Source organism: Rhodospirillales bacterium (assembly GCA_023898785.1).
Taxonomy (GTDB): domain Bacteria; phylum Pseudomonadota; class Alphaproteobacteria; order Micavibrionales; family Micavibrionaceae; genus TMED27.
Genome location: CP060239.1, coordinates 737010 through 760175 on the forward strand (window position 1 = coordinate 737010; position 23166 = coordinate 760175).

Here is a 23166-nt window from a genome sequence, read left to right on the forward strand (position 1 = left end):
TTTCAAGGGAAAAACTGTGAAAAATTTGGATAAATTTACAAAAATAACTCTTTGAATGAACCTCCACGGGCCAAGGCCCGTGGTATCACTCTAATTCAAGCTGCGCTTGTCCGGACTCGTTGGTCCGGAGGGTACAGATATTCATTATCATGTGGCTCATGGCATTGTACTGACGTACAATAAAAAACTACTTCGTGAGTTTGAGAAAAATAACTGGGGGCCTGGAATTTCCAGGAAGGGTGTAAAAACCTGGACCGACGATTATTCAAATATTGTCAGCGTGATCGGTAACAAAACTGTAGCTATACGCCTTAAGCTCAGTAATCCTGAGCTTTATGAGGACAAAGCCGCTATTTCGTCGCCTTAAACTCGATGTCGGGGTTTTTCTCCTGCGCATCGCCAAGGTGCCAGGTGTTGCGGGCGAGAAAAACTGGATCACCATCATGGTCATTGGCAATCGCGCTTTGATTGGAATCAACGAATTTTTTTAGTTTTTGCGGATCTGCAGATGAAAGCCAACGGGCGGTGTAAAGCTCTGTTTGTTCAAATTTTACAGGAATTTCATATTCTGTGCGGATACGGTCGCGCAGCACTTCAAATTGCAGGGCGCCGACCACACCAACGACCCAATCTGACCCTATTGCAGGCTTGAACACCCTTGCTGCGCCTTCTTCGGCCAGTTGCTCCAAGGCTTTACCAAGATGTTTGGCTTTGAGCGGGTCTTCCGGGCGGGCTTTTTGCATCAGTTCAGGTGCGAAACTCGGAATGTCTGTAAAAACCAGATCTTCGCCTTCGGTTAGCGCATCACCAATGCGCAAGCCGCCATAGTTGGGCAGACCTATAATATCGCCGGGAAAGGCTTCTTCGGCCATTTCACGGTCCTGAGCGAAGAAAAGCTGGGGCGAATGGATGACTTGCGTTTTGCCGGAACGCACATGTTTGAGCTTCATACCACGTTTAAACTTGCCAGAGCATATGCGAGCAAAGGCCATGCGGTCGCGGTGTTTGGGGTCCATATTGGCTTGAATTTTAAAAACAAAAGCGGAGACTTTTTTCTCATGCGGAAAGACTATGCGATCGCGGGTTTTTTGCTCATGCGGGCATGGAGCAAAAACGCCGATACCGTTCAGAAGTTCGCGGACCCCGAAGTTATTGACGGCAGAGCCGAAGAAGACGGGCGTCATTGTGCCATCGAGATAGGCTTGTTTATCAAATTCAGGACACAGACCGCGAACCATTTCAATGTCTTCGCGCAATTTGGCGACTTCATTTTGCGTGAGCAATTCATCGAGCTTTGGATCATCAAGGCCAGAGCATTTAATGCCTTCTTTCAGGCTTTCACCTTTGGAGCGATCAAACAAAATGAGCTGATCATTCAGCAAATCATAGCAGCCTTTGAAATCGCGACCCATGCCGATGGGCCAGCTGGCGGGCGTAACATCGAGGGCAAGGCTTTGTTCGATTTCATCGAGCAAGTCGAACGGGTCCTGGCCATCGCGGTCCATCTTATTGATGAAGGTGATAATCGGCATATCGCGCAGGCGGCAGACTTCGAACAATTTGCGGGTCTGGGTTTCGATACCCTTGGCGCAATCGAGTACCATGATGGCACTGTCCACGGCAGTAAGGACGCGGTAAGTGTCTTCAGAGAAATCCTCGTGGCCGGGCGTATCGAGCAGATTATAGGTAATGTCATTATTCACGAAAGTCATGACGGATGAGGCGACAGAAATTCCGCGCTCTTGCTCGACCTTCATCCAGTCGGAGCGCGCGCGGCGCCGATCGCCCTTGGCTTTAACCGCTCCGGCCAATTCAATCGCACCGCCAAAGAGCAACAACTTTTCGGTTAGCGTTGTCTTCCCAGCATCAGGGTGAGAAATAATGGCAAAAGTGCGCCGGTTTCTAATGATGTTTTCGAGCATAAAGAGGCTTATAGGCGCTCAATGATAATCTGGTCAACCGGAATATAAGCGCCGGGCAAATCTTCGAGTGTTAATTTTTCACCTTCAGGGATGCTAAAAACTAACTTATTGCCTTCGACTTGCGGCTTGATATTCGCATTCAAAATGCCGGGGTTATAATTTTTTGTCAAAATCATCGTCATTTTAGTCGCGTCAGTAAAATAGAATGAGCGATGCACATTCTCGCCATGTTTTTGGCCAATGTAATCAATATAAGCCGTTAATTGAACCTCTTCGGAGGCTTCTGCAACGTCTTGTGATTCACCATCGACAGCGCCTAAAACCAATGGTTCGTCAAAGACGGGAGCTGCCAAATTTACGTGAAGCGGCATACCAGGCGCTGCCATGATCGTATGAGCAAAATCTTTGTAAAAAGATGTATCAGAGTCTTCATCGAGTTTAACAAAGACCTGCCGATAATCTGCACCATCGACCATAAGGTAGCGTGCAGCATAAGGGCCAACCATTATCTTGTCCTGGTACATCGCAATTACGCCGCTGGCCGGATCAAGATATTTATATCCGCCTGCATCCACCTTTACGCCAACTGCGAGCTTCGTTGCTTTGGGGGAAATAATCGTCCAAATTCCAGATTCCAGTCCTTGTTGTTTTAGGAGATAAACTAGAAAATGCGCGGCACTTTCCTCCGAGCCGGCTTGCAAGCCAAAGACATCTTTCATCTCTTCAGATAATTGCAAAGAAGCAGGCAGTTCTTTCCAATTCAAAACCTGTTTCATAAGAGCAACAGGACTTTTGGAATCTTTCTTTTCCGCAGTTTTATATTGCTCATATGCAAAGCGCGCCGTATTCATAAGTTTGGTTTGCAAATCTTCTTGTTGTGCATTTTCCTCAATAATTGCAGCGACTTTTTCGGAAGCCTGTTTTTCCAGCGCTTGCTTTGCTCCGAAGAGGCCAAGCACGCCCGCGACGCCTACAATCACAACAATAATTATTAGCAGCTTAATACTTTTCATGATTCAATCCTGCTCGCTTCTTCAAAGGGGTTGGCCAATGTTTCGTCTTCTATTTCAAGAACCCATAAGTCCGGGTCCCGTGAGATTGCCCGTTTAATGTACGCGTCTGCGTCGCGTTCCTCAACTGTTTCTTCCTCAAGGGCGGCTCTCCACACCAAACAATCATGTGTAAAATCACGCTGTTGTACCAAAAGTCTGGCACGGCCGTTTATATTCGTAATTTTGACAAGAATCAGGCCAGAGGCGGCGTTTCCTTTTTGGATGAAGTAATAGGACACAGCTTTGGCTGTTAAATTGGCCAGATGCCCCTCGACAAAAAGTGCTGTTGGAATTTGGGCAGACATTAATGAATGTGCTCGGCAATAATCCAACGCTCAACCGTTAAGTATGCATCTGATTTTGCATCTTCAGGATGATGATAACAATAAACGCGCAAGGCGGCTTCTCTTGCCACGTGCGGAGGTTCGCTTTGCATGGCTTTATATGTACGCATAACCGCGCTATAGCATTTACAATCTGAGGGCGTTTTTACGCCTTTTTGGACAGGGATATTGCAAGGCATATTGTTATTTCTTTTTCTTTGTTTTCTTACCGTAAAGCTCGAGGCGGTGATCGACGAGGTCATACCCTAAGTCTTTGGCGATTTTTATTTTTAATTTTTCAAGTTCTTCATTTTGAAATTCAATGACTTTACCGGTTTCAAGATCAACCAAATGATGGTGATGGTCTGCATTTACCTCATAACGGGAATAGCCTTCCTGAAACTCATGCCGAACGACAAGATCCAGTTCATCCAATAAGCTTAATGTGCGATACACTGTTGCAATGCTGATTGAAGAATCAAGCCCCTTGGCACGATCATATACATCTTCAACGGACGGGTGATCATCAGCCTCTCCTAAAACTTTTAGAATCACGCGGCGCTGGCCTGTCATTTTTAAGCCCGCAGACGCACATCGTTCTTCCAAATCCGGCATTTCAACCTCTTTGCTTCTTATCGTAAAAATCAGTTAAGACCATACGATGGGAATAACGTGATGACAAGATTTGGTTTGATACCGCTGTGTTTTTTACTGCTTACATTCAAGCGTCCGGTAGGCTGGAAAAGTTACAAACACATCTGTTCCCTTGCCAACTTCTGATTCGATATGAAGTGTTCCATCATGCAAATCAACCATGGCCTTGGCCAAAGGCAGGCCTAGACCTGTGCCTTCAATTGTTGAATTTTCCTCTCCGCTTGTCACCTGCCCAAACGGTTCCATCGCCTGTTCAATTTTGCCATCGGGAATGCCTTTGCCCTGATCAGAAACTTTTATCTGTATTCCCTTATCATCAAGCATATAGGCTGATACGGTTACGGTTTTTCCAGCCTCAGAGAATTTCATGGCATTCGTAACCAAATTGATCAGGACCTGGCGAATTAAGCGCTGATCAGCTTTAATATTGGGAAGATCCTTATCAACCTTGATGACCAAACGAATGTTACTGCCAAAGGCCCGAGAGTCCATCATACGTATAACCGACTCGATTAATCCTCCAACGTCCATTTCTCCTTCGTCAACCTCAATTCTACCCGCTTCAATTTTGGACATGTCGAGAACTTCGTTAATGATAGACAGCAGGTGCCGCGCGCTTGAGTGGACATCGCCGATATACTCTTTGTATTTTTCATGCCCCAACGGACCGAATGTTTCCTTGATCATCATTTCTGAAAAACCGAGGATCGCATTCATCGGTGTGCGGAGTTCATGACTCATGTTTGCTAGGAACACAGATTTAGCGCGATTAGCAGCATCGGCTTGGTCCTTGGCCATGCGCAAGGATTGTTCCATCTGTTTACGCAAGGTGATGTCCATCACTGTTGTGACCTGAAAGCGCCGTTTCTGGCTTAGTTCGAGAGTCGCTGTTGTATACAGGGCATTGGCAATAGAACCGTCTTTGCGGATAATCTTCATTTCACCTGAAGAGCGCAACCCTGAGCGGATATATTCTTCATGGTTACGCCGGGCGAGTTCGCGTTCGTCGGGCGTGATTATACTGATAACTTCCTGGTTAACCAGTTCGTCTCGTGACCAGCCGAACGCCCTAATAAAACTATCATTTACGCGTACAACGCGAGCATTTACATCTGTCACGACAATCCCAACCTCGCTCACTTCGAAGATTGAGGTTAGGAGTGAAATTGCATCGTCGCGCTCGCGCTGGACAATTGATTGATCTGCAACGTCAAACTGCCCGATAACATCAAGATATTCTACATTCCCCTCTTCGTCCAAAATTGGACTGATATAAAATCCGTGAACACGTACAGTTCCAGGAACGCTTGGCAAAGACTGAATGGTTACAGAGCGTTTTTTAGATATAGCGACTTCGAAAGATTGTTCAAAGTGGATAGCGTTTTCCGTATTCATGAATTTTTTTATGTTTTGCCCAACGACCTGTTTTTTATCAGATCCAAAATAGTCAAGACCGAGTTGATTTGTGGCTTCAACGCAGTATGCCCCATCGCTTGCCTGCTTCACTATGAAGCGCGGAATGCGCATCTCGTTAAAAAATTTTAAATATTCTTTGGACATTTCAACCTTAGCATTCTTGCTTTTTAAGCGTTCTTTTCAGAATCACTCAAAATATAGCGCTGTAGCGGACTAAGTTCCTGATAGGTCAGGACAGTGCCTTGCTCTTTTATTTGTGTATCCAAATCAACATACAGATTGTCTATCAGATCTTCGATCTTATCCGCTGGAATCGGAGATGCAACACAGCAGGACATAGATATATTATTTCTGTCATTCAAGGCGGCCAATGCCTCACTTTTCTCCAGTAACTCCCGCAAACGCTCAAGCGCTCTTTGACCTTTTGATATGTCTGACTGTTTAATGCACATAATAAAATGATTGCGGCTCACCCTGTATGCCTCGTCGTATGTACGCAATGTTTTTTGGATCAGCTCGGCCACCGTTTTCACCAGTTCATCAGCTTTTTCCTGCCCGGCTGTTTTTTCAAATTTTGCAAAGTTATCAATACGCGCCAAGCCGACACAGAACGGATAACCTTCGCGTGAAAGACGATCCAGTTCAATTTGAAGTCCGCTCTTCATTACAACATTGTTTTTCAATCCTGAGAAAACATCAAAGCCCCATTCTTCCAGCACGATTGTCTGTGTGAAATTCTGCAATTCTATTATGTACGCGCGAAAATTATTATAAAACCGGCTAAAATTTTCCTTCGTTATATCCTTTTCACATGTGCTTGAAAGTGTTAGCAGCCCATGATGTGCTTCTAATAACTGTCTTCGCCGCGTGTCATAGCGCTCGTCAATGTCGATAGCTTTCAGTGATAGGTCCTGAAGCCATTCTACAAACTTCCGGGGAGACGCAGTGGACTCTGCCTGTTCTTTTAAAAAAAAGGACTTTGCCAGTACGTTTTGGCACCAAAACTGGTACTCATCCGTAAATTCCTGGATAATCATGAGTTGATTATTGAGTGTTTTTTGAATAGCCATAGTTTTTCATCATGTTTTGCAAAAATTGGCATCGTGCCTTATTTGGAAGTTATACCGTAATCGTATTGATTTGGTTAATAAAAAGCAGAAAAATTTCTTTTCCAATGATTTAGTGCGTTCGCCACTCTTTTTCCAGCTTATCGAGGGTACCAGAACGGATGGCGGCGCGAATTTCACGCATCAGGCGATTGATGGTGGCGACATTATGCTGGGCAAGAATTTGCAGCCCCAGAATTTCACCGCTTTTCAGCAAATGGTGAATATAGGCTTTGGAGTAATCGCATGAGGCAGACACGCCGTTTTTTTCATCCAGAGGCGTTTTATCTTCGCGATAACATGCATTTTTGAGGTTAATCGTCTCTCCGGGGTGGCCTTTCATCAGCGCGCTGCCATGGCGAGCCAGGCGGGTTGGGATAACGCAATCAAACGTATCAACGCCCATGCGCACGAAGCGGAACACATCCTTGATCTGGCCGATCCCGAGGAAATGCACAGGCCTATCCGGGTGCGCATAGGGGAGGCTCGCAGAAACAACGGTTTCCATTTCTTCGTCGCTGCCGCCCAGACAGCCGCCGACGGCGGTACCGAAAAACGGACGGTCTTTGGTGTATTCGGCGGAGATGCGGCGCAGATCGCTGTGCACGCCGCCCTGAACGATGCCGTAGAGACCTTGAGCCCCGTTATCATGACGCTCAAACTCGGCAAGGCAGCGATCGCCCCAGCGCATACTCATTTCCATAGAGCGTGCAGTGTAGTCTTTATCGACGTGATACGGGGTGCATTCATCAAATTGCATGAGCAGATCCGCGCCGAGTTTGCGCTGGATTTCCATGGCGCTTTCGGGGGTGAGTTTGATTTTGCGCCCATCAACGTAGGAGCGGAAAACACAGCCTTCCTCGGTGATTGAGATCAGGTTTTTATTCTCGTGGCCTTTATCTTGATTCTTACCCTTTATTTCGTTGGCCATGGTCCCTTCGCCCAGCGAAAAGACCTGAAAGCCCCCGCTGTCGGTGAGGAGCGGGCCGTTCCAGTTCATGAATTCATGCAGTCCGCCTATTTTTTCGATCAGATCGGCGCCAGGCTGGAGCATCAGGTGGTAGGTGTTGGCGAGAATAATATCGGTTTTGGCCTCGATCATTTGCGCCGGGGAGAGCGCTTTGATAGCGGCTTTGGTGCCGCAAAAGATGTAATTGGGAGTTTCGATAACCCCGTGCGGGGTTTTAAGCACCCCCAGCCGCGCCCCGGATTTTGCGCCCCGGTGGGTGATGTCGTAAGCGAAATTGGGGTAAGCGATGGTCATGATTTTTCTAATAAAAAGCCCGCCAGAGCTTTGGCGGGCATCTTAACGTTTTAACGCCGTTTACTTAAGCAGCTTTTGCACCCTTTGCCTTTTCAATAGCGGCTTTTACCGGACGCAATGCGGGATCGAGCTTGGTTTTGGCCGTTACGGTCAGATAAGCATCAAAGCCGCCTTTGTGCTCAACCGTGCGCAGACCGGCAGAGCTGGCCTTTACTTTTACCCATTTATTCAAAGCTTCACTGTACAGGCTTGTATCCTGAACATTGGGGAGGAATTTACGGCGCGTTCTATTCAAAGCGTGAGACACATTGTTCCCGCTCATTACGCTCTTTCCTGTAATCATGCATTTACGGCTCATGGCCTGATTCCTTTATCTCGTGTTCATTCAGGTGCGGAAAGTAATCGAAAGAGCCCCTCTAAGTCAAGCTATAAAATACCGCCCCACATATAGGTGGCCAAAAGTACGGCGACAAACAGGATATGCGCCATGACATTGATATAGATCGCGCGGCGAAGGTGTTTATGATCAAGTTTCGCCGTTGCTCCTTCCGGGCCGACCCATTCGCCCTTTAACGCTGTTCCTGAAAGATCCTGCACAGCCCCACCGACTGAAACATTCAGCGCCCAAGACAAAGCTGAAACAGGTGCTCCGCCTTGCGCGTAGGGGGCGCGGTTTTTATGGCCGAACCATGCGGCAATGCCTTTATGCAGCCTGGCTGTTGGAGTTAGTCCTGCGGCGAGCGTGATCAGCAGGGCCGCAAAGAATGAGGGGATCATACCCATTAGCCGCTCTAATACCAATGGCACGGCGGCAAAACCGCTACCGAGGCCATTTTTTCCAAAACGCCAGCTGAGAGCAGTGAGCGCCACATAGGTGCAAGCAGCTGGAAAACCGCCGATTAAATACCACAGCGCCGGGGCGACGAGCCCCTTATCAAAGCTTCGGGCACTTAAGCTCACAGCGGCGCGGGTGACACCATAATCATCGCCGGCGGCGAGATTGATCCGTGTGGTGCGGGCGATGGCGTAAAAAGCCCCTTGCCCGACCGTATTGTTTTCCATTGTAAAATAGAGTTTTAAGAGCACAAACCAGATGCTTCCCGCGGCAAATAGCGAAGAAAGTAATATAATTCGCGTAATACCGTAAGCAGGCGTTTGCGCTGCAAATGTTTCGAAGCTTTGGCCGATGAAGGTGGCTAGAATAATCACGAGCACGCTTAAAAACAGCCCGCGAAACATCAAATCAGCCTGCGGGCGGTGAGCGCGGTCCATCCGGTCGCCCAACTTGCCAAAAAATAAATCTATAACTCTCCAGAAAAACGGATGCGCGTTACCTGCCAAAGGCCCGGTGATCATGCCGACTACGGCGCAGAGCAACAACGCCAGCACAATGACTGGAATCCGGTCCACATTCATGATCTGGACATGCCATTGCGTGATAAAATTAGTCATCTTCAGTACGATTTGCAGTGTTTTTCCCGTAGAATGAAGTGTACAATAATGCGGTTCACTTATCAAAGTGGAAGCTTTCAAAAACTTTGACAGAACTTCAAAGGTCACGGATATGCTCTATCAACTTTATGAATTCCAACATGCCATGATGACGCCGCTGCGCTTTCAGGCGGAGCTTATGCGCAGCGCATTTCAAAACCCTTGGAATCCTCTGTCTTATACTCAGGCCGGGCGAATGGTAGCGGCTTCGGCGGAGATGATTGAGCGTTCAACCCGGCGCTTTGGCCGTCCTGATTTCGGCTTGCATGAAACACAGATTGATGGACGCAAGGTTGAGGTAGTAGAAAAAAATATCGTGGAAAAGCCGTTTTGCCGGTTGCTTAATTTCCAGCGCAAAATCAAGCGTCATGATCCGACCGTGCTGCTGGTTGCGCCGATGTCCGGGCATTATGCAACGCTGTTGCGCGGGACAGTGGCAGCCCTGCTCCCGCATCACAATGTTTATATCACTGATTGGGAGGATGCACGGCAGGTTCCGCTGAGCGATGGTAAGTTTAGCCTTGATACGTACATCACATACCTGCGTGAATTTATGAGCCTGTTGGGGCCACAAACACACATTATCGGTGTGTGTCAGCCGGTGGTACCGGTGCTGGCTGCCGTATCCCTGATGGCATCGGATGATGATCCAAACCAGCCGCTGTCGATGACTCTTATGGGCGGGCCGATTGATACGCGTGTTTCTAAAACCGAAGTGACGGAATTGGCGGAAACGCGCCCCTTAAGCTGGTTTGAACAAAGCGTTGTTCATGATGTTCCATTTTACTATCCCGGTGCACACCGGAGAGTTTACCCCGGCTTTCTGCAGCTTGGCGGGTTTATGTCGATGAATCTGGACCGGCATGTGGGTTCATTCATGCAGTTTTACCAGCATCTTGTTCAAGGAGACGGCGAAAGCGCCGTGGCGCACCGTAAGTTTTATGACGAGTACCTTTCTGTAATGGATATTCCGGCTGAATTTTATCTACAAACTGTAGAAATTGTTTTTCAACGGCATCTGTTGCCACGCGGAGCAATGAAGTGGCGAGATCCCTTAAGTGACGAATTGATAGATGTACGTCCGCAAGATATTCGTAAAACGGCGCTTTTAACAATTGAAGGGGAATTGGACGATATTTCGGCACGCGGACAAACCACAGCGGCGCATGAGATTTGCTATTCCATCCCGCAGCGCATGCAATATCACCGTTTTCAGCCGGAATGCGGGCATTATGGGATTTTCAACGGGCGGCGCTGGCGTAACGAAATTATGCCGCGTGTACGGCATTTTATTCGGGAATTTGACCCCAGCGCTGATCCGGTGCCGAAGAAAGACCTTGAGAAAGTGGCGGATCTCAGTGCTTCACGCTATAACCGTGATCGGCACGGCATTGTTGCTGTACGGCGCTGGATTAAAGAACACCGGGCGGAAAATTATAAGGAAACAATTGATTAAGGCCTTCAGTGTCAACGCTCGGGCATCGTTAAATTTTGGCTTACATAGAGTTTGCCTGCGTTTCGCGTTATTCTTTCTGCCCGAACACGAATACTGAAAGTTTGTTGTATAAATTATTTTTTTTGTGTTTTTTCTTTGTTTATCAATACTTCCAGACATTTATCTGGTTTTCTTAAAATTTAAGGATTGAATTTGAGGCTGCGTCTCTCTAATATCCCCTTCATGCTTTTAAGACAGGAAACAGCGTTTCCGCCTTATGTCACGCTCAAGCGCTCCAAACGCGCGCGGCGGCTGGCGTTGCGCCTCGACCCCAAAGACCGGACCTTTCATCTGGTGGTTCCGGCGGGGATGAGTGTGAAAAAAGCCCAGCGCTTCGCCGAAGAGCATGATCGCTGGATGCAGGATAAGCTACTCGACCTTCCTGAACCAATTCCGTTTGAGGATGGCAGCATTTTGCCGATATTGGGGCAAAACCGCCGGGTGCATGTTTTTTATGATTCGACATTAAGAACAACCTCTATTCATTTGAAATACAATGAACTTATAGTTACAACAAACAAGGAAGATCCGACGGCCAGAATTGAGCGCAGCTTAAAAAAACGGGCGCGCGAGGAGTTACTGGCACTTTCCCAACAAAAATCGGAAGCGATTGGTAAGCGCGTTAAAGGCGTGAGTGCGCGCGACACCAAGAGCCGCTGGGGATCTTGCAGCTCTGATGGCAATCTGTCGTATTCATGGCGATTGATTTTTGCGCCTTATGAAGCGCTGGATTATGTGGTGGCGCATGAGGTTGCACATTTAAAATATATGGACCATTCGCGCGCATTCTGGAACCTGTGCCGGGAGCTGTCCGATAATTTCATCGAGGGGCAATACTGGATGCAGGAAAACGGCCATGAGCTGATGCGCTATGGGGGATGATTTTTTAATCATTCTCAAATATACAAAAATGCACGAAACCAAGCCCTTTTAAAACTAAAGGCATGGGTCTGTGAACAGGAGGAGCTTTTCTCCTAAAGCTGTTCCCTGGTATTGTAACTGTTTTTCCTCTGAATCGGAGCCAACTACTTCAAGAAGCCCTCTACTGGCTAGATCAAAAAGACGTGCCCTTAGTGATCTAGGTCTAGCTTCACTCAGCCAGACGCCTTCTTTTGCCCTCATTTCTTCAAGGGCAGGAAAAGAGACCGTTGAAATTCCCTCTCGGACATTATTGGAAGAGCAAGCAGTAAAAATAAGCTCTATGTCATATATGTCTAAATTAGATATATCTTGTCGTAGATTACTCATTTATAAATTTTTTCCATTTTTGCTGTATATTTTCCGTAATATACAGCAGAATCAAGCCCTGTCAATATTTTTTCATAAAATCAAGCGCGCCTTGGAGAATGACCTGGGCGGCGAGCTTGTCGATGAGCCCGGAAGCCTTTGCATTTACTTTTGTTTTTCGTTTTTGTACCATTTTATCCACAATATTGTCCGCAGAAACTGTGGATAAACGCTCATCCCACAATGCAATCCACGGATCATTGCCAAGCGTTCTTTCCATCTCAATTGCGAAATCACGAATGCTTTGCGCACACGGACCTTCAGAGCCATCCATATTGACCGGATAGCCCAACACAAAGCCGTCAACATCGTATTCAGTTATCACGACATTCAGAAACTCCATATCCTTGGCAAATCTGGTGCGCCGGATCGTTTGCAACGGCGTAGCCAGCGTCTGGCCGGGATCAGACAGCGCCAATCCGATGGTCTTTTTGCCAACATCAAGGCCGAGCATCGCCACATTCAAAGGTCTTCTTTCAACCATATCTTTTAACAAACCAACGCTCACAGCTTAAAATCCTTTAAAATCCTTATTGTGTCTTTGCCTCTTCCTGTTTAAAACAGAAAGCGCCCAAATAAACAATACAAGGTATAGCAATGTCTATGGATGAAAAAACCGTTCGTAAAGTCGCCCGGCTGGCGAATATCGAAATTGCGGATCATGATGTTGAGCGGATTGGCCATGAGCTTTCCGGCATTTTGGACTGGGTGGAGCAGCTTGGCGAGGTGGATACCGAGAATGTTGAGCCGCTGGCCAACGTTGTGAATATTGAGCTCCCCTTGCGCAAAGATGAAGTTACAGATGGCAACTGCTCGGAGAAAGTGCTGGCCAATGCGCCGGAAGAAACGCAAGGGTTCTTTGTGGTGCCGAAAGTGGTGGAGCAAGAGGGATAAAATGAGCAAGCTAACATATCTCACTATTGAAGAGGCTCTAAAGGGTCTGAATAATAAAGATTTTACGGCAGTGGAGCTGGCGCAAGCGCATATTGATGCAATGGAGGCAAACTGCGATCTGAATGCGTTTATCATGGAAACGCCAGAGATTGCGCTGGCGCAAGCGGCAGAGAGCGACAAGCGTTATGCGGCAAGTGAAGCGAAGCCGCTGGACGGTATTCCTTTTGCGAACAAAGACTTGTTCTGCACTGAAGGGGTGCAAACCACCGCAGCCAGTAAAATTCTGGAAGGTTTTATTCCGCAATATGAATCCACTGTCTCAAGCAAGCTTTTTGCGGATGGCGCGGTGATGCTGGGCAAGGCTAACCTCGATCAGTTCGCGATGGGCTCTTCTAACACAACCAGCGCATTTGGCAATGTGATCAGTCCATGGAAGGCAACCGATGGTAAAGATCTTGTGCCGGGCGGCTCGTCAGGCGGCTCTGCGGCGGCGGTGGCGGCGCGCATGGCGATGGGCGCGACGGCGACAGATACGGGCGGATCTATTCGCCAGCCCGCGTCTTTTTGCGGTATTGTCGGGATCAAGCCGACTTATGGGCGCTGCTCACGTTGGGGGGTGGTGGCGTTTGCCTCTTCACTGGACACGCCAGGCCCCCTCGCCCGCACGGTTAAAGATAATGCACTATTGCTGGCTTCAATGGCCGGGCATGATGCAAAAGACAGCACATCGGCCAATCGCGATGTACCTGACTTTGCCAGTGCAATCACGGGCGATATTAGAGGCCTAAAAATAGGTATTCCAAAAGAATTTAAGCTGGATGGCATGCCCCCCGAAATTGAGAAGCTTTGGGAACAAGGCATGGCGTGGCTGAAAGAGGCTGGCGCTGAACTGGTTGAGATCTCCCTGCCCCACACAAAATACGCACTACCGACTTACTATATCATTGCTCCGGCTGAAGCTTCATCGAATCTGGCGCGTTATGATGGTGTACGGTACGGCCATCGTTCAACTGAGAGTAAAACGCTGGATGACATGTATAAGAAAACCCGCGCTGAAGGATTTGGCGATGAAGTTAAACGTCGAATTATGATTGGCGCCTATGTGCTATCCGCCGGGTATTACGATGCATATTACATCAAGGCGCAGAAGGTCCGCCGTCTGATCTTGCAAGATTTTGAGAAGGCATATGAAACAGTTGATGCGATTTTGACGCCGACTGCGCCGTCGGGGGCGTTTGCCATCGGCGAGAATGAGGACGATCCGATTAAAATGTATCTTAACGATGTGTTCACCGTCACAGCTAATCTGGCTGGGATTCCGGCGATGTCTGTGCCTGCGGGGCTGGATGCCAACGGCCTGCCGCTTGGCCTGCAAATTCTGGGACGTGCATGGGATGAGGAAACCGTGTTTAAGGTTGGCGGTGTGGTCGAGACGGCCGCGCAGTTTAGCGCTATTCCTCAAGCAATAATGAAGAAAGCCGCTTAGAGCAGGATTACAGGATCATGGCTCATATCAAAATTATAAAGATTGTCTTTTTGAGCATTGCGCTTATGGCTTGGGGCGTAGAATCGGCCATGGCTGCTGATCTTTTTGTGAAACCAAAATCCAAACAGCCGGTACAAGAAAAGCCTGCAGACCCCATCTTGCCTGAGAAAGGTCAGGATGATGCTCTTCTAAAACTATTGGATAAAGCACCGCCCGTTCAGGCCCCGGAAGCCGTCCCTCAAACAATTAATGAATTTGCCAATGCGTATTACAAAAACTGTATGAACAAACAACACCCTGTTTTAGATAGCGAAAATCTCCAGACGCTTTGCGCATGTACGGCAGCCAAGATCCCCGGAGTCATGAGCGTTAAGGACATGCGCGCAATGCAAAATGACGACGATGAGGGACGATTGCAGCGATCCCGCATGCTCTTGTTCGTCTATACGCCTTGTATTGAATATCCAACGCGCGCTTTAATTATAAATCAATGCCTTAATACTCCTGATGTTCAAAATACTATAAAGAATTATCAGCGCGTTTGTACGTGTCTGGGCGATGGCATGGCGCAGTTCATGCGAGAAAAGGCCCCTAAATATGTTGAGGTAGCTCTCAACAGAAACCCTGACACACTTGATCCGTTGGGGATGCTCATGAAGAGCAAAGCTTATGAACAGGAAAGCCGGTATTATCTTCAACGCTGCATTCAAAAACATGTTTACGGTCAATAAAAGATTTACACCAGCATTTCAAACAGGACAGAAACGATGGCAAAATTAATTCAAGGTAAAACAGGTGAATGGGAAATGGTGATCGGCATGGAAGTTCATGCGCAGGTGGTCGCCAAGTCAAAACTGTTTTCGGGCGCATCGGCGCAATTCGGCGCGGAGCCGAATACGCAGGTTTCGCTTGTGGATGCGGCTATGCCCGGAATGCTGCCTGTTCTCAACGAATATGTCGTGCAGCAGGCTATTAAAACGGGGCTGGGGCTGAATTCAAAAATCAACAACACTTCGGTGTTTGAGCGGAAAAACTATTTCTATCCCGACTTGCCGCAGGGCTATCAGATTTCGCAGTTTGAATTTCCTATTGTTGGTGAGGGGACAATCGAAATTGATTTGTCCGATGGTACAACCAAAGAGATCGGTATTACGCGCTTGCATCTTGAGCAGGATGCAGGCAAGAGCGTCCACGACCAGCACCCGACGAAGTCGTTTGTTGATTTGAACCGCTCTGGCTGCGCATTGATGGAAATTGTTTCGGAGCCGGATATTCGCGGGCCGGAAGAAGCGGCGGCGTATCTGTCGAAGCTGCGGATGATTTTGCGCTATCTCAGCACGTGTGACGGGAACATGGAAGAAGGCTCGATGCGTGCGGATGTGAATATATCTGTGCGAAAACCTGGTGATAAACTTGGTATTCGCGCGGAAATCAAGAATGTAAACTCTGTAAAGGCTGTGCAACAGGCGATTGATTATGAAGTCGCGCGCCAGATTGAAATCCTCGAAGATGGCGGTGAAGTCGTGCAGGAAACCCGGCTGTGGGACCCGGTAAAGCAGGAGACGCGTTCAATGCGTTCGAAAGAAGAGGCTCATGATTATCGATATTTCCCTGATCCTGATTTATTGCCGTTACATGTGAGCAATGACCAGATTGAACGCATTCGGGCCACCCTGCCCGAGCTTCCTGATGAGAAAAAGCACCGTTTCATGAATGAATATGGATTGAGTCTGTATGATTCATCTGTGCTCATCGCTGAACAGACCCGCGCAGCGTATTATGAAACCGTTGCCAATGACAATGATGCGAAGCTGGCGGCGAATTGGGTGATTAATGAGCTCTTGGGCATTTTGAACAAGAATGAAACGCCTCTGGCCGATTCCCCTGTTTCAGCCGCGCAACTGGCTGGCTTGATTGGACTTATCTCTGACAATACAATTTCTGGAAAGATCGCCAAGGACGTGTTTGCCGAGATGTATGCGAGCGGCAAAGATGCCGCTGTGATCGTTGAGGAAAAGGGTCTGAAGCAGGTTACCGATACGGGTGCGATTGAGGCGGTTATTGATGAAGTGATTGCAGAGAACCCCGATAATGTGGCAGCCTATAAAGGCGGTAAGGACAAGCTGTTTGGCTTCTTTGTCGGGCAAGTGATGAAGAAAATGCAAGGCAAAGCCAATCCGGCTGCTGTGAATGAATTGTTGAAGAGGAAGTTGGGGTAGACGCATGACAGTGTATTTGGGGCCGCAAAAAGGTCAAACTTTACAGCTGGAACAATTTGAATCGGGTTCAGGCCGGATACTGATCGGGCTGTCGTGGGATACAAAAGACAGCGAAAATAAATCTGCTTCCAGCGATCCCAATTTCTTGCGTGAAGACGCCAGTTCTGGAGAAGTTGCGTTTCAAACGATAAAAGACCTTCCCGAAGCAACTATCGATATTTTCAAACTCGCTGGTAAAAAAAGCGAGCAAATGAAGAAGAATTTCTGGTGGCATTTCAAAACGGGGGGGGTATTTCGTTATTTAACGCATGGTGGTAAGCAATTGGATGGCCCTGGGCGCGAAAAAGATTATCCGGATCTAGATTTGGATCTGTCCTGTTATGTTTTTAATCAACAAGCTCAGTTTGAGGTGGAAATAGGCCCAGGCGCCTACGAAGCTTCTGACGCTTCGGGAAGCGTTTATCACAGTGGCGATGACTCTACTGGTCATGCAGGACCAGATGATGAACAAATTTTTATTAATACCCAAGACGTGCCTGATACATACGCGCATTTCTTTATTGTTGTTACGAGCGATTGCCGGTTCAGCCTTGATGAAACCAATGATCCTTTCTTGCGCATTGCACAGAGTAAAAACAACACCAATTATTTTACTCAATCGATAAAACCCGCCGTTAATCTTGATGCTTATGCATGCGTGTGCGCTCATATTTATCGTGATGGAGAGCACTGGTATGTGCATAACATAACCGATTTTGTGGATTTCAACACGGATTGGAAAACTCAACTTGCCAAATACATTAAAAAGGAGGCTGCGTGAGCGCGAAGTTCGAATATAAAGTCGTGATTTATCGCGAAAGCATGTTGGGGTCTTTGTTCCTTGGGGGATCGAAGGTTGATCCAATTAAGTTTTCGGAGTTTTTGAATGCTAATGGCGCGCAGGGCTGGGAGGTCAAAACGATGGAGCGGGAGTCGCGGCGTATGCTCTTATTCTTCGACCGCGAAGCCTTTCTTGTTGTCTTGCAAAGGGAGATTAACACATGAGTATGATTGATAAACTTCACAAACCGTTTTTCTATGGCTTGATCGCCCTGGTGTGCGCCAGCGCGGGGCTGGTGATCCTCAAAATATGGGATGTGGCGCTGCCAGATGATTTGTTCTTTAAAATTCTGGCAACTATCGGCGTGCTGATTTTGCTGTTCGGGTTTTTGCTGGTCGCCAATTCGGATTTTGGCATTCATAAAAAACTCAAAGACGAGAACTACCTCGATTAATGGCCCCACGCATTCCAAAAGGTCAGTCGGCCCCTCTTAACGTTACACAGGAAGGTCGTCAGCGCATTTTTGTCGGGCTGGGCTGGGATCCTAATGAGGGTGCCAGCATTAAAGACAAGGCGCTAAGCAAGCTTGGCCTTAAAGACATTCATCACGACCTTGATCTGTCTTGCTATCTCTATGAGAGGTGGTCCCAAGAATTCGGACAGTGAGTTAAGCTACGATCTATGACCGAAGGAGGGTCATGGATTATGAGCAAGACAAGGAAGAACTACCCGGCGAAGTTTAAAGCGCAGGTTGCGCTGGCGGCGTTGCGGGAGGACGCGCCGATCACGGAGCTGTCATCCCGTTACGGGGTGCATGCGACGGTCATTCACCGTTGGAAGAAGGAGGCTCTGGCTGCGCTGGAGGCGGGTTTTGCGGGCAAGCTGGAATCGCGAGCGGACGCGCATAACGCCGAGGTCAGGGACTTGCACGCCAAGATCGGACAGCTGACAGTGGAACGTGATTTTTTAGCCGATGCCTCCGCCCGGTTGCGGTCCGGGGGCGGCAGGAAATGGTAGACCCGTCCAATGACAATATCGGCATCGCGGCGCAGTGCCGGTTGCTGGGGATCAGCCGCTCTGGCTGGTATTACGAGCGGCGCGGGGAGAGCGCGGACAATTTGGCGCTGATGCGGCTGATTGACGCGCAATTCCTGCAAACCCCGTTTTACGGGTCCCGTCAGATGGCCCGGCATCTGCGCCGTCAGGGGTACGAGGTAGGCCGCACCCGCGTGCGGCGTCTGATGCGCCTGATGGGAATCGAGGCGGTCTATCAAAGGCCGCGCACTTCGATGCCGCATCCCGGCCACCGGATTTATCCCTACCGGCTCAAGGGGCTCACGATCACCCGCCCGAACCATGTATGGTGCGCGGATATCACGTACATCCCTGTCAAACGCGGGTTTTTGTATCTGGTAGCGATCATGGACTGGGCCAGCCGGAAGGTGCTGGCCTGGCGGCTGTCGAACACGATGGAAACGCGCTTTTGCGTGGAGGCGCTGGAGGAAGCCATCGCCCGCTACGGGCCGCCGGAGATCTTCAATACCGATCAGGGCAGCCAGTTCACGGCGGACGCGTGGACGGGCGTCCTGAAAGAAAACGGGATCGCGATCTCGATGGACGGCAAGGGCCGCTGGATGGACAATGTGTTCATCGAGCGGCTGTGGCGGAGTCTGAAATATGAATGCGTGTATCTGAACGCGTTCGAGAGCGGCCTGCAAGCCAGGCGGGATATCGGGCGCTGGCTGGCGTTTTACAACGCGCAGAGGCCGCATTCGGTATTTGATGGACAAACCCCGGACGACGTTTATGATGAACGAAATTTTGTTTCTCCGGCCTCGGGCTTGCCGCCTCCGCCTAACGGCTCCGGCGGCCGCGCCCTTCACCCGGAGAAACAAAACCACAGGCAGGCGGCATGACAATAACCAACCGATCGTAGCTTAACTTCGCCGCAAAGCTGGCCGAAGAACCGAGACCACCTCTGATGTCATTGGGCTGATGCGTTAAAATCTTATATTTAGGCAATTCTTTGCTTGCGGCCCTTGCCAAAGGGCGGGTTTGGCTCTAATAATTTCAGTTCTGGCGTAAGGAGACGTGGCCGAGTGGCTGAAGGCGCGCCCCTGCTAAGGGTGTATAGGGTTTATAGCTCTATCGAGGGTTCGAATCCCTCCGTCTCCGCCAGTTTCCTGCTTTAAGGAGTTTTAGACCATGGCTTTCCGTTCTCTTTCTCAAACATCCGCTTTTATTGCCAAGCCAAAAAAAAACCATATCCCTGTTATTGCCGTGAAAGAAGGCAAGTATGGGGCGTGGCTGAGCAGACAACCTAAGCGTGTACAAGCCTTGGTCAAACGCAGTGGTTTTGGCCCTGAAGGTGTATGCTCTATGGTTATCCACGATTCTGAAAGCAGTGCAGCGAGCGCTGTTTATGCAAGCGTGCATAACAAGATTAAGCTGTTTGATATGGCAGCTGTTTGCGAGATGGTCGGTAAAATTTTTTCGCAGGAAGCCTTAAAGGAAACGAGCTTTGAAATTGAGGGCTTAAGCGGCGATGAACTAAACCGGGCGCATATTGGCTGGGGCTGGGCGTGTTACAGCTTTGATGTTTACAAGTCGAAAAAAGCTGCAACTCCCCTGCTCGTCTGGGCCAAAGGCGTTGATAAAGAAGACGTCCTCAGTCAGGTTGAGAGCGTTGATCTGGTGCGTGATCTGGTTAATACGCCGCCCAATGATATGGGCCCGGAAGAGATTGAAGCCGCTGTTAAGGCACTGGCCAAGGCGCATGAAGCCAAGGTCACAGTGATCAAGGATCAAAAGCAGCTCGAAACAGATTTTCCGCTGATTTATACGGTGGGTAAAGCCAGTCCGCGCGCCCCCCGTCTGATTGAGATGGTCTGGGGCAATGCGAAACATCCGAAAGTGACGCTGGTCGGCAAGGGCGTGGCGTTTGACACCGGCGGGCTGGATATAAAACCTTCATCCTCAATGGCTCTTATGAAAAAGGATATGGGCGGTGCGGCGCATGTTATCGGTCTGGCCAAGCTGATTATGGATCACGGGTTGCCGGTTCGCCTACGGGTGCTTATTCCGGCGGTGGAAAATGTCGTGGGCGGCGCGGCTTACCGCCCAAGCGATATTATAAAATCGCGCAAGGGGGTTTTTGTCGAAAATACTAATACAGACGCGGAAGGCCGCCTTATTCTGGCTGATGCGCTGGCCTATGCGTGCGAGGACAAGCCGGAGTTGGTAGTGGATTACGCGACGCTGACGGGTTCAGCGCGCGCAGGGCTGGGGCCGGATATTCCGGCGATGTTTTCGAATAATGAAGAAGTTGCTCAAGATATTCAAAAGCTGGCGAAAAAAACCGAAGATCCAGTTTGGAATATGCCTTTGTGGCAGCCTTATCGTAAATATCTAGACAGTTCGAATGCTGATATAATCAACAGCACAGGGCAAGCAGGTGATGGAATTTACAGCGCGTTATTCCTTGAAACTTTTGTTGAAAAAGATACAGATTGGGTGCATCTGGATTGCTTTTCATGGGAAATGTCAGGTCGTCCGGGCCGCCCCAAAGGCGCGGCAGATACTGGTCTGCGCACGGTCTTTGCGTATTTGCAGGGACGGTTTGGGTAAGTGCTAGACCTGATCTAAGATTTTATAGGCAAAGTCGGTGAGTGTGTCATCACGCGCACCCATCACAATAATGCGATCACCCTCGCGGGCATGGTCTTTTATATAAGGCAGGATTTCATCGCGCATAGCGAACCAATGCGCATCTATTCCCTTCTCTTTTGCCCAGCCGATAACATCTTTGGAAGTAACGCTGCGATCGGCGGTGCCGCCAGCGTAATAGACTTCGGGCATGAGGAGTTGATCGCCGGAGGTAAGATGCACAGCGAAGCTCTCGATAATCTCGCGGCCCATGAGTTTGAGGGGACCAAAGCCATGGGGCTGGTACACCACCAACAACCGCCCATCGAAAGCTTTGAGTGTTTTGAGGCTGGCGGATATTTTATCCGGGTTATGGGCGAAATCATCGATTACGGTAATCCCGGCGCGAATGCCGGTTACGGCCAAACGGCGGGCGATTCCGGTGAATTTTTCAAGGGCGGGAATAGCATTTTGTAGTGCGATATCCATGGCGCGGGCGATGCTGAGCGCAGCGAGCGCGTTGGAGACGTTATGCGCACCCGGAACTTGCAGCGTAACGTTGTGGCTTTGGCCGTCGCACTTTGCGGTGAAACGCACGCCAGCAGATTGGTATTTGATATTGTGCGCAGTGAGGTCCGCAGATTCGTCAGTGATAGCGTAGCTATAAACCGGCGCGCTGGCATAAGGGGTCATATCCCGCAGGGCCTGGTCATCGAAATTCAGCACAACGGCGTGGCGCGCCCTGCCGATGAAGCTTTTGAAGAGCGCTGTGAGTTCTTCCACAGGCTTGTGATCGAGAGCGATATTGTTCACAACGGCAATGGCGGGTTCATACAGCGCGATTGAACCATCGCTTTCATCGGTTTCGGTGACGAAGATGTCACTGGTGCCAATACGCATGGATGGGAGACTTTGGCCACCTTCCGGCATGGTTTCGAAATTACGGATCGCGCCGCCATTCATAACTGTTGGGTCTAAATCCAATTCAGCAAGCATTACGGCGCTCATGCCGGTGACAGTGGATTTGCCACTGGTTCCGGCTATGGAGATGCCGGATTCATAGCTGTTAAACAGGCTGGCGAGCAATTCGGCGCGTTTTTGGATGGGAATGCCTTGATCAAGCGCGGCTTTAACATCGGGGATGGTTTCTTCGACGGCGCTGGAGACAATAAGCGTGTCTGTGGCAGCGCTTAGACCGGAGCCATCCTGAGGAAAAAGTGTGATACCAGCCTTTTGCAGCTTTTCAAATTTTTCGGGGCTTTGCCCGCGATCATAGGCGCGGTCGGAACCACTGACATTTTCCCCCTTCGCAGCCATAATTGCTGCCAAAGGCGCCATGCCAGATCCACCAATACCGCAGAAAAAATAGCTTTTGGATAGCTTATCGTTCACGGAGCCTACTGCCCAGGCAAAAGCGAAATAGGCGCATCTGCACTATTGTCTGATGCGGGATTCAAATCGCTCCTCATATCCTGAATTATATCCATGAGATCACCTTTCCCGCCATCTAAAGCGCTTGGCTCTGAGAAAGCCGCTGAGCTGTCATAGCCGCTCATAGTCCGAGAGGCTCTTTCACGGCGGAGAATCTCCACAGGCGGCGCAGAACGATCTGCATTCATGCGCGGTGCAGATGGCGAAAATTCCTCAAGCTGGTATTCCTCAGGCTGGCGAATATCAGGACTATTTTGCGCAGGCAGCGGCGGGTCGGTTACCGGGGTATCAGTGAAGTTTACCTCAATCACATCAGGATAACGGAAGAGCGCAGCGGATGCGTAATCCCAAGTTAAACCAACGCCTGCATTGGTAATGTTCCACGCCGCACTCGGCTCAATGGATGGCTTGATATAAACGACCTTCCGGCGATTGCCCGGTGCCTTACAATCAACCACCAAATCCTCTTTGGATTTATAAAGATTGATTATTTGGGGCGGCTTTACACGATATTTCAGCCCTTCAACATAGGCGTTGCAGGCAGCGCCTCTGGCACCGGGCGTGACAATTTTTACGTCTTGAATTGAATCATCTATGGCGTAGGCACATGCGCCAGTGGATAAAACGGATAGAAGTAATAATGTTTTTTTCATAGGGTCTG

At 49.1% G+C, this 23166-nt stretch carries 26 protein-coding genes, 1 tRNA gene and 1 pseudogene; 14 read left to right on the top strand and 14 right to left on the bottom strand.

Annotated features, from left to right (window positions below):
• Nucleotides 1-106 precede the first annotated feature (106 nt).
• On the top strand, nucleotides 107-367 hold the full coding sequence (locus H6859_03845) for a hypothetical protein (GenBank protein USO06330.1): 261 nt from the start codon (nucleotides 107-109) through the stop codon (nucleotides 365-367).
• Here H6859_03845 and H6859_03850 read toward each other — a convergent pair.
• The 10 genes from H6859_03850 to H6859_03895 form a co-directional block, all read right to left on the bottom strand.
• On the bottom strand, nucleotides 351-1922 hold the full coding sequence (locus tag H6859_03850) for a peptide chain release factor 3 (protein USO06331.1): 1572 nt from the start codon (nucleotides 1920-1922) through the stop codon (nucleotides 351-353). The genes H6859_03845 and H6859_03850 overlap by 17 nt on opposite strands.
• 8 nt (nucleotides 1923-1930) lie before the next feature.
• Nucleotides 1931-2935: a hypothetical protein gene (locus H6859_03855; protein ID USO06332.1), complete on the bottom strand. Its 1005-nt coding sequence runs from the start codon at nucleotides 2933-2935 to the stop codon at nucleotides 1931-1933.
• On the bottom strand, nucleotides 2932-3279 hold the full coding sequence (locus H6859_03860) for a DUF1491 family protein (protein USO06333.1): 348 nt from the start codon (nucleotides 3277-3279) through the stop codon (nucleotides 2932-2934). The genes H6859_03855 and H6859_03860 overlap by 4 nt, the downstream gene beginning before the upstream one ends.
• Nucleotides 3279-3497, bottom strand: a complete 219-nt coding sequence (locus tag H6859_03865) for a hypothetical protein (protein USO06334.1) — start codon at nucleotides 3495-3497, stop codon at nucleotides 3279-3281. Before H6859_03865 ends, H6859_03860 begins: the two co-directional genes overlap by 1 nt.
• Before the next feature lie 4 nt (nucleotides 3498-3501).
• A complete protein-coding gene (locus H6859_03870) occupies nucleotides 3502-3912 on the bottom strand; it encodes a transcriptional repressor (protein USO06335.1) in 411 nt (136 codons plus the stop codon).
• Between the two features lie 93 nt (nucleotides 3913-4005).
• Nucleotides 4006-5511: a PAS domain S-box protein gene (locus H6859_03875; GenBank protein ID USO06336.1), complete on the bottom strand. Its 1506-nt coding sequence runs from the start codon at nucleotides 5509-5511 to the stop codon at nucleotides 4006-4008.
• A 23-nt stretch (nucleotides 5512-5534) separates the two neighbouring features.
• The gene (locus tag H6859_03880) at nucleotides 5535-6437 is read right to left on the bottom strand and encodes a diguanylate cyclase (GenBank protein USO06337.1); all 903 of its coding nucleotides are present in this window, start codon (nucleotides 6435-6437) and stop codon (nucleotides 5535-5537) included.
• Nucleotides 6438-6546: 109 nt separating this feature from the next.
• On the bottom strand, nucleotides 6547-7737 hold the full coding sequence (tgt, locus tag H6859_03885) for a tRNA guanosine(34) transglycosylase Tgt (GenBank protein ID USO06338.1): 1191 nt from the start codon (nucleotides 7735-7737) through the stop codon (nucleotides 6547-6549).
• Nucleotides 7738-7801: 64 nt separating this feature from the next.
• Entirely contained in the window at nucleotides 7802-8095 is a 294-nt protein-coding gene (gene rpmB, locus H6859_03890) for a 50S ribosomal protein L28 (protein ID USO06339.1), read from the bottom strand.
• A 68-nt stretch (nucleotides 8096-8163) separates the two neighbouring features.
• A complete protein-coding gene (locus H6859_03895; GenBank protein ID USO06340.1) occupies nucleotides 8164-9189 on the bottom strand; it encodes a cobalamin biosynthesis protein in 1026 nt (341 codons plus the stop codon).
• Between the two features lie 112 nt (nucleotides 9190-9301).
• Between H6859_03895 and H6859_03900 the strand changes: the two genes are divergently transcribed.
• Nucleotides 9302-10684: a polyhydroxyalkanoate depolymerase gene (locus H6859_03900; GenBank protein USO06341.1), complete on the top strand. Its 1383-nt coding sequence runs from the start codon at nucleotides 9302-9304 to the stop codon at nucleotides 10682-10684.
• 222 nt (nucleotides 10685-10906) lie between these two features.
• Nucleotides 10907-11605, top strand: a complete 699-nt coding sequence (locus H6859_03905; protein ID USO06342.1) for a M48 family metallopeptidase — start codon at nucleotides 10907-10909, stop codon at nucleotides 11603-11605.
• Nucleotides 11606-11659: 54 nt separating this feature from the next.
• On the opposite strand, the gene H6859_03910 is transcribed toward H6859_03905, so the two are convergent.
• Complete coding sequence (locus tag H6859_03910) at nucleotides 11660-11971, bottom strand: hypothetical protein (GenBank protein ID USO06343.1); 312 nt, start codon at nucleotides 11969-11971, stop codon at nucleotides 11660-11662.
• 61 nt (nucleotides 11972-12032) lie between these two features.
• Entirely contained in the window at nucleotides 12033-12494 is a 462-nt protein-coding gene (ruvX, locus tag H6859_03915) for a Holliday junction resolvase RuvX (protein ID USO06684.1), read from the bottom strand.
• A gap of 113 nt (nucleotides 12495-12607) precedes the next feature.
• On the opposite strand from ruvX, the gene gatC reads away from it, so the two are divergent.
• The 11 genes and pseudogenes from gatC (at nucleotide 12608) to H6859_03970 (ending at nucleotide 21056) form a co-directional block, all read left to right on the top strand.
• Nucleotides 12608-12904: an Asp-tRNA(Asn)/Glu-tRNA(Gln) amidotransferase subunit GatC gene (gatC, locus tag H6859_03920; protein ID USO06344.1), complete on the top strand. Its 297-nt coding sequence runs from the start codon at nucleotides 12608-12610 to the stop codon at nucleotides 12902-12904.
• 1 nt (nucleotide 12905) lies between these two features.
• Nucleotides 12906-14390 (top strand): Asp-tRNA(Asn)/Glu-tRNA(Gln) amidotransferase subunit GatA, encoded by a 1485-nt coding sequence (gene gatA / locus H6859_03925; GenBank protein USO06345.1) that lies wholly within the window; start codon nucleotides 12906-12908, stop codon nucleotides 14388-14390.
• A 17-nt stretch (nucleotides 14391-14407) separates the two neighbouring features.
• Nucleotides 14408-15121, top strand: a complete 714-nt coding sequence (locus tag H6859_03930) for a hypothetical protein (protein USO06346.1) — start codon at nucleotides 14408-14410, stop codon at nucleotides 15119-15121.
• 36 nt (nucleotides 15122-15157) lie between these two features.
• Nucleotides 15158-16609, top strand: coding sequence for an Asp-tRNA(Asn)/Glu-tRNA(Gln) amidotransferase subunit GatB (gene gatB / locus H6859_03935; GenBank protein ID USO06347.1), 1452 nt, complete (start codon nucleotides 15158-15160; stop codon nucleotides 16607-16609).
• Between the two features lie 4 nt (nucleotides 16610-16613).
• Nucleotides 16614-17429, top strand: a complete 816-nt coding sequence (locus tag H6859_03940; GenBank protein USO06348.1) for a TerD family protein — start codon at nucleotides 16614-16616, stop codon at nucleotides 17427-17429.
• A complete protein-coding gene (locus H6859_03945) occupies nucleotides 17426-17653 on the top strand; it encodes a DUF4177 domain-containing protein (GenBank protein USO06349.1) in 228 nt (75 codons plus the stop codon). Before H6859_03940 ends, H6859_03945 begins: the two co-directional genes overlap by 4 nt.
• On the top strand, nucleotides 17650-17883 hold the full coding sequence (locus H6859_03950) for a hypothetical protein (protein ID USO06350.1): 234 nt from the start codon (nucleotides 17650-17652) through the stop codon (nucleotides 17881-17883). Before H6859_03945 ends, H6859_03950 begins: the two co-directional genes overlap by 4 nt.
• Nucleotides 17883-18095, top strand: coding sequence for a hypothetical protein (locus H6859_03955; protein ID USO06351.1), 213 nt, complete (start codon nucleotides 17883-17885; stop codon nucleotides 18093-18095). Before H6859_03950 ends, H6859_03955 begins: the two co-directional genes overlap by 1 nt.
• Before the next feature lie 39 nt (nucleotides 18096-18134).
• Nucleotides 18135-19240 (top strand): annotated as a pseudogene (locus tag H6859_03960) (IS3 family transposase).
• Between the two features lie 274 nt (nucleotides 19241-19514).
• Nucleotides 19515-19607 (top strand) — tRNA-Ser (locus H6859_03965).
• Nucleotides 19608-19634: 27 nt separating this feature from the next.
• A complete protein-coding gene (locus H6859_03970) occupies nucleotides 19635-21056 on the top strand; it encodes a leucyl aminopeptidase family protein (GenBank protein USO06352.1) in 1422 nt (473 codons plus the stop codon).
• Nucleotides 21057-21059: 3 nt separating this feature from the next.
• Here H6859_03970 and H6859_03975 read toward each other — a convergent pair whose 3' ends face one another.
• Together H6859_03975 and H6859_03980 are read right to left on the bottom strand one after the other, a co-directional pair.
• The gene (locus H6859_03975) at nucleotides 21060-22412 is read right to left on the bottom strand and encodes a UDP-N-acetylmuramate--alanine ligase (GenBank protein ID USO06685.1); all 1353 of its coding nucleotides are present in this window, start codon (nucleotides 22410-22412) and stop codon (nucleotides 21060-21062) included.
• Nucleotides 22413-22471: 59 nt separating this feature from the next.
• Nucleotides 22472-23158, bottom strand: coding sequence for a hypothetical protein (locus H6859_03980; GenBank protein ID USO06353.1), 687 nt, complete (start codon nucleotides 23156-23158; stop codon nucleotides 22472-22474).
• Nucleotides 23159-23166: the final 8 nt, after the last annotated feature.

What these genes read in the sequence shown, in the direction of transcription:
- H6859_03850 (USO06331.1), bottom strand. Translation starts at nt 1,922, where the DNA reads ATGCTCGAAAACATCATTAGAAACCGGCGCACTTTTGCCATTATTTCT.
- H6859_03855 (USO06332.1), bottom strand. Translation starts at nt 2,935, where the DNA reads ATGAAAAGTATTAAGCTGCTAATAATTATTGTTGTGATTGTAGGCGTC.
- H6859_03860 (USO06333.1), bottom strand. Translation starts at nt 3,279, where the DNA reads ATGTCTGCCCAAATTCCAACAGCACTTTTTGTCGAGGGGCATCTGGCC.
- H6859_03865 (USO06334.1), bottom strand. Translation starts at nt 3,497, where the DNA reads ATGCCTTGCAATATCCCTGTCCAAAAAGGCGTAAAAACGCCCTCAGAT.
- H6859_03870 (USO06335.1), bottom strand. Translation starts at nt 3,912, where the DNA reads ATGCCGGATTTGGAAGAACGATGTGCGTCTGCGGGCTTAAAAATGACA.
- H6859_03875 (USO06336.1), bottom strand. Translation starts at nt 5,511, where the DNA reads ATGTCCAAAGAATATTTAAAATTTTTTAACGAGATGCGCATTCCGCGC.
- H6859_03880 (USO06337.1), bottom strand. Translation starts at nt 6,437, where the DNA reads ATGGCTATTCAAAAAACACTCAATAATCAACTCATGATTATCCAGGAA.
- tgt (USO06338.1), bottom strand. Translation starts at nt 7,737, where the DNA reads ATGACCATCGCTTACCCCAATTTCGCTTACGACATCACCCACCGGGGC.
- rpmB (USO06339.1), bottom strand. Translation starts at nt 8,095, where the DNA reads ATGAGCCGTAAATGCATGATTACAGGAAAGAGCGTAATGAGCGGGAAC.
- H6859_03895 (USO06340.1), bottom strand. Translation starts at nt 9,189, where the DNA reads ATGACTAATTTTATCACGCAATGGCATGTCCAGATCATGAATGTGGAC.
- H6859_03900 (USO06341.1), top strand. Translation starts at nt 9,302, where the DNA reads ATGCTCTATCAACTTTATGAATTCCAACATGCCATGATGACGCCGCTG.
- H6859_03905 (USO06342.1), top strand. Translation starts at nt 10,907, where the DNA reads ATGCTTTTAAGACAGGAAACAGCGTTTCCGCCTTATGTCACGCTCAAG.
- H6859_03910 (USO06343.1), bottom strand. Translation starts at nt 11,971, where the DNA reads ATGAGTAATCTACGACAAGATATATCTAATTTAGACATATATGACATA.
- ruvX (USO06684.1), bottom strand. Translation starts at nt 12,494, where the DNA reads ATGGTTGAAAGAAGACCTTTGAATGTGGCGATGCTCGGCCTTGATGTT.
- gatC (USO06344.1), top strand. Translation starts at nt 12,608, where the DNA reads ATGTCTATGGATGAAAAAACCGTTCGTAAAGTCGCCCGGCTGGCGAAT.
- gatA (USO06345.1), top strand. Translation starts at nt 12,906, where the DNA reads ATGAGCAAGCTAACATATCTCACTATTGAAGAGGCTCTAAAGGGTCTG.
- H6859_03930 (USO06346.1), top strand. Translation starts at nt 14,408, where the DNA reads ATGGCTCATATCAAAATTATAAAGATTGTCTTTTTGAGCATTGCGCTT.
- gatB (USO06347.1), top strand. Translation starts at nt 15,158, where the DNA reads ATGGCAAAATTAATTCAAGGTAAAACAGGTGAATGGGAAATGGTGATC.
- H6859_03940 (USO06348.1), top strand. Translation starts at nt 16,614, where the DNA reads ATGACAGTGTATTTGGGGCCGCAAAAAGGTCAAACTTTACAGCTGGAA.
- H6859_03950 (USO06350.1), top strand. Translation starts at nt 17,650, where the DNA reads ATGAGTATGATTGATAAACTTCACAAACCGTTTTTCTATGGCTTGATC.
- H6859_03955 (USO06351.1), top strand. Translation starts at nt 17,883, where the DNA reads ATGGCCCCACGCATTCCAAAAGGTCAGTCGGCCCCTCTTAACGTTACA.
- H6859_03970 (USO06352.1), top strand. Translation starts at nt 19,635, where the DNA reads ATGGCTTTCCGTTCTCTTTCTCAAACATCCGCTTTTATTGCCAAGCCA.
- H6859_03975 (USO06685.1), bottom strand. Translation starts at nt 22,412, where the DNA reads ATGGCGCCTTTGGCAGCAATTATGGCTGCGAAGGGGGAAAATGTCAGT.
- H6859_03980 (USO06353.1), bottom strand. Translation starts at nt 23,158, where the DNA reads ATGAAAAAAACATTATTACTTCTATCCGTTTTATCCACTGGCGCATGT.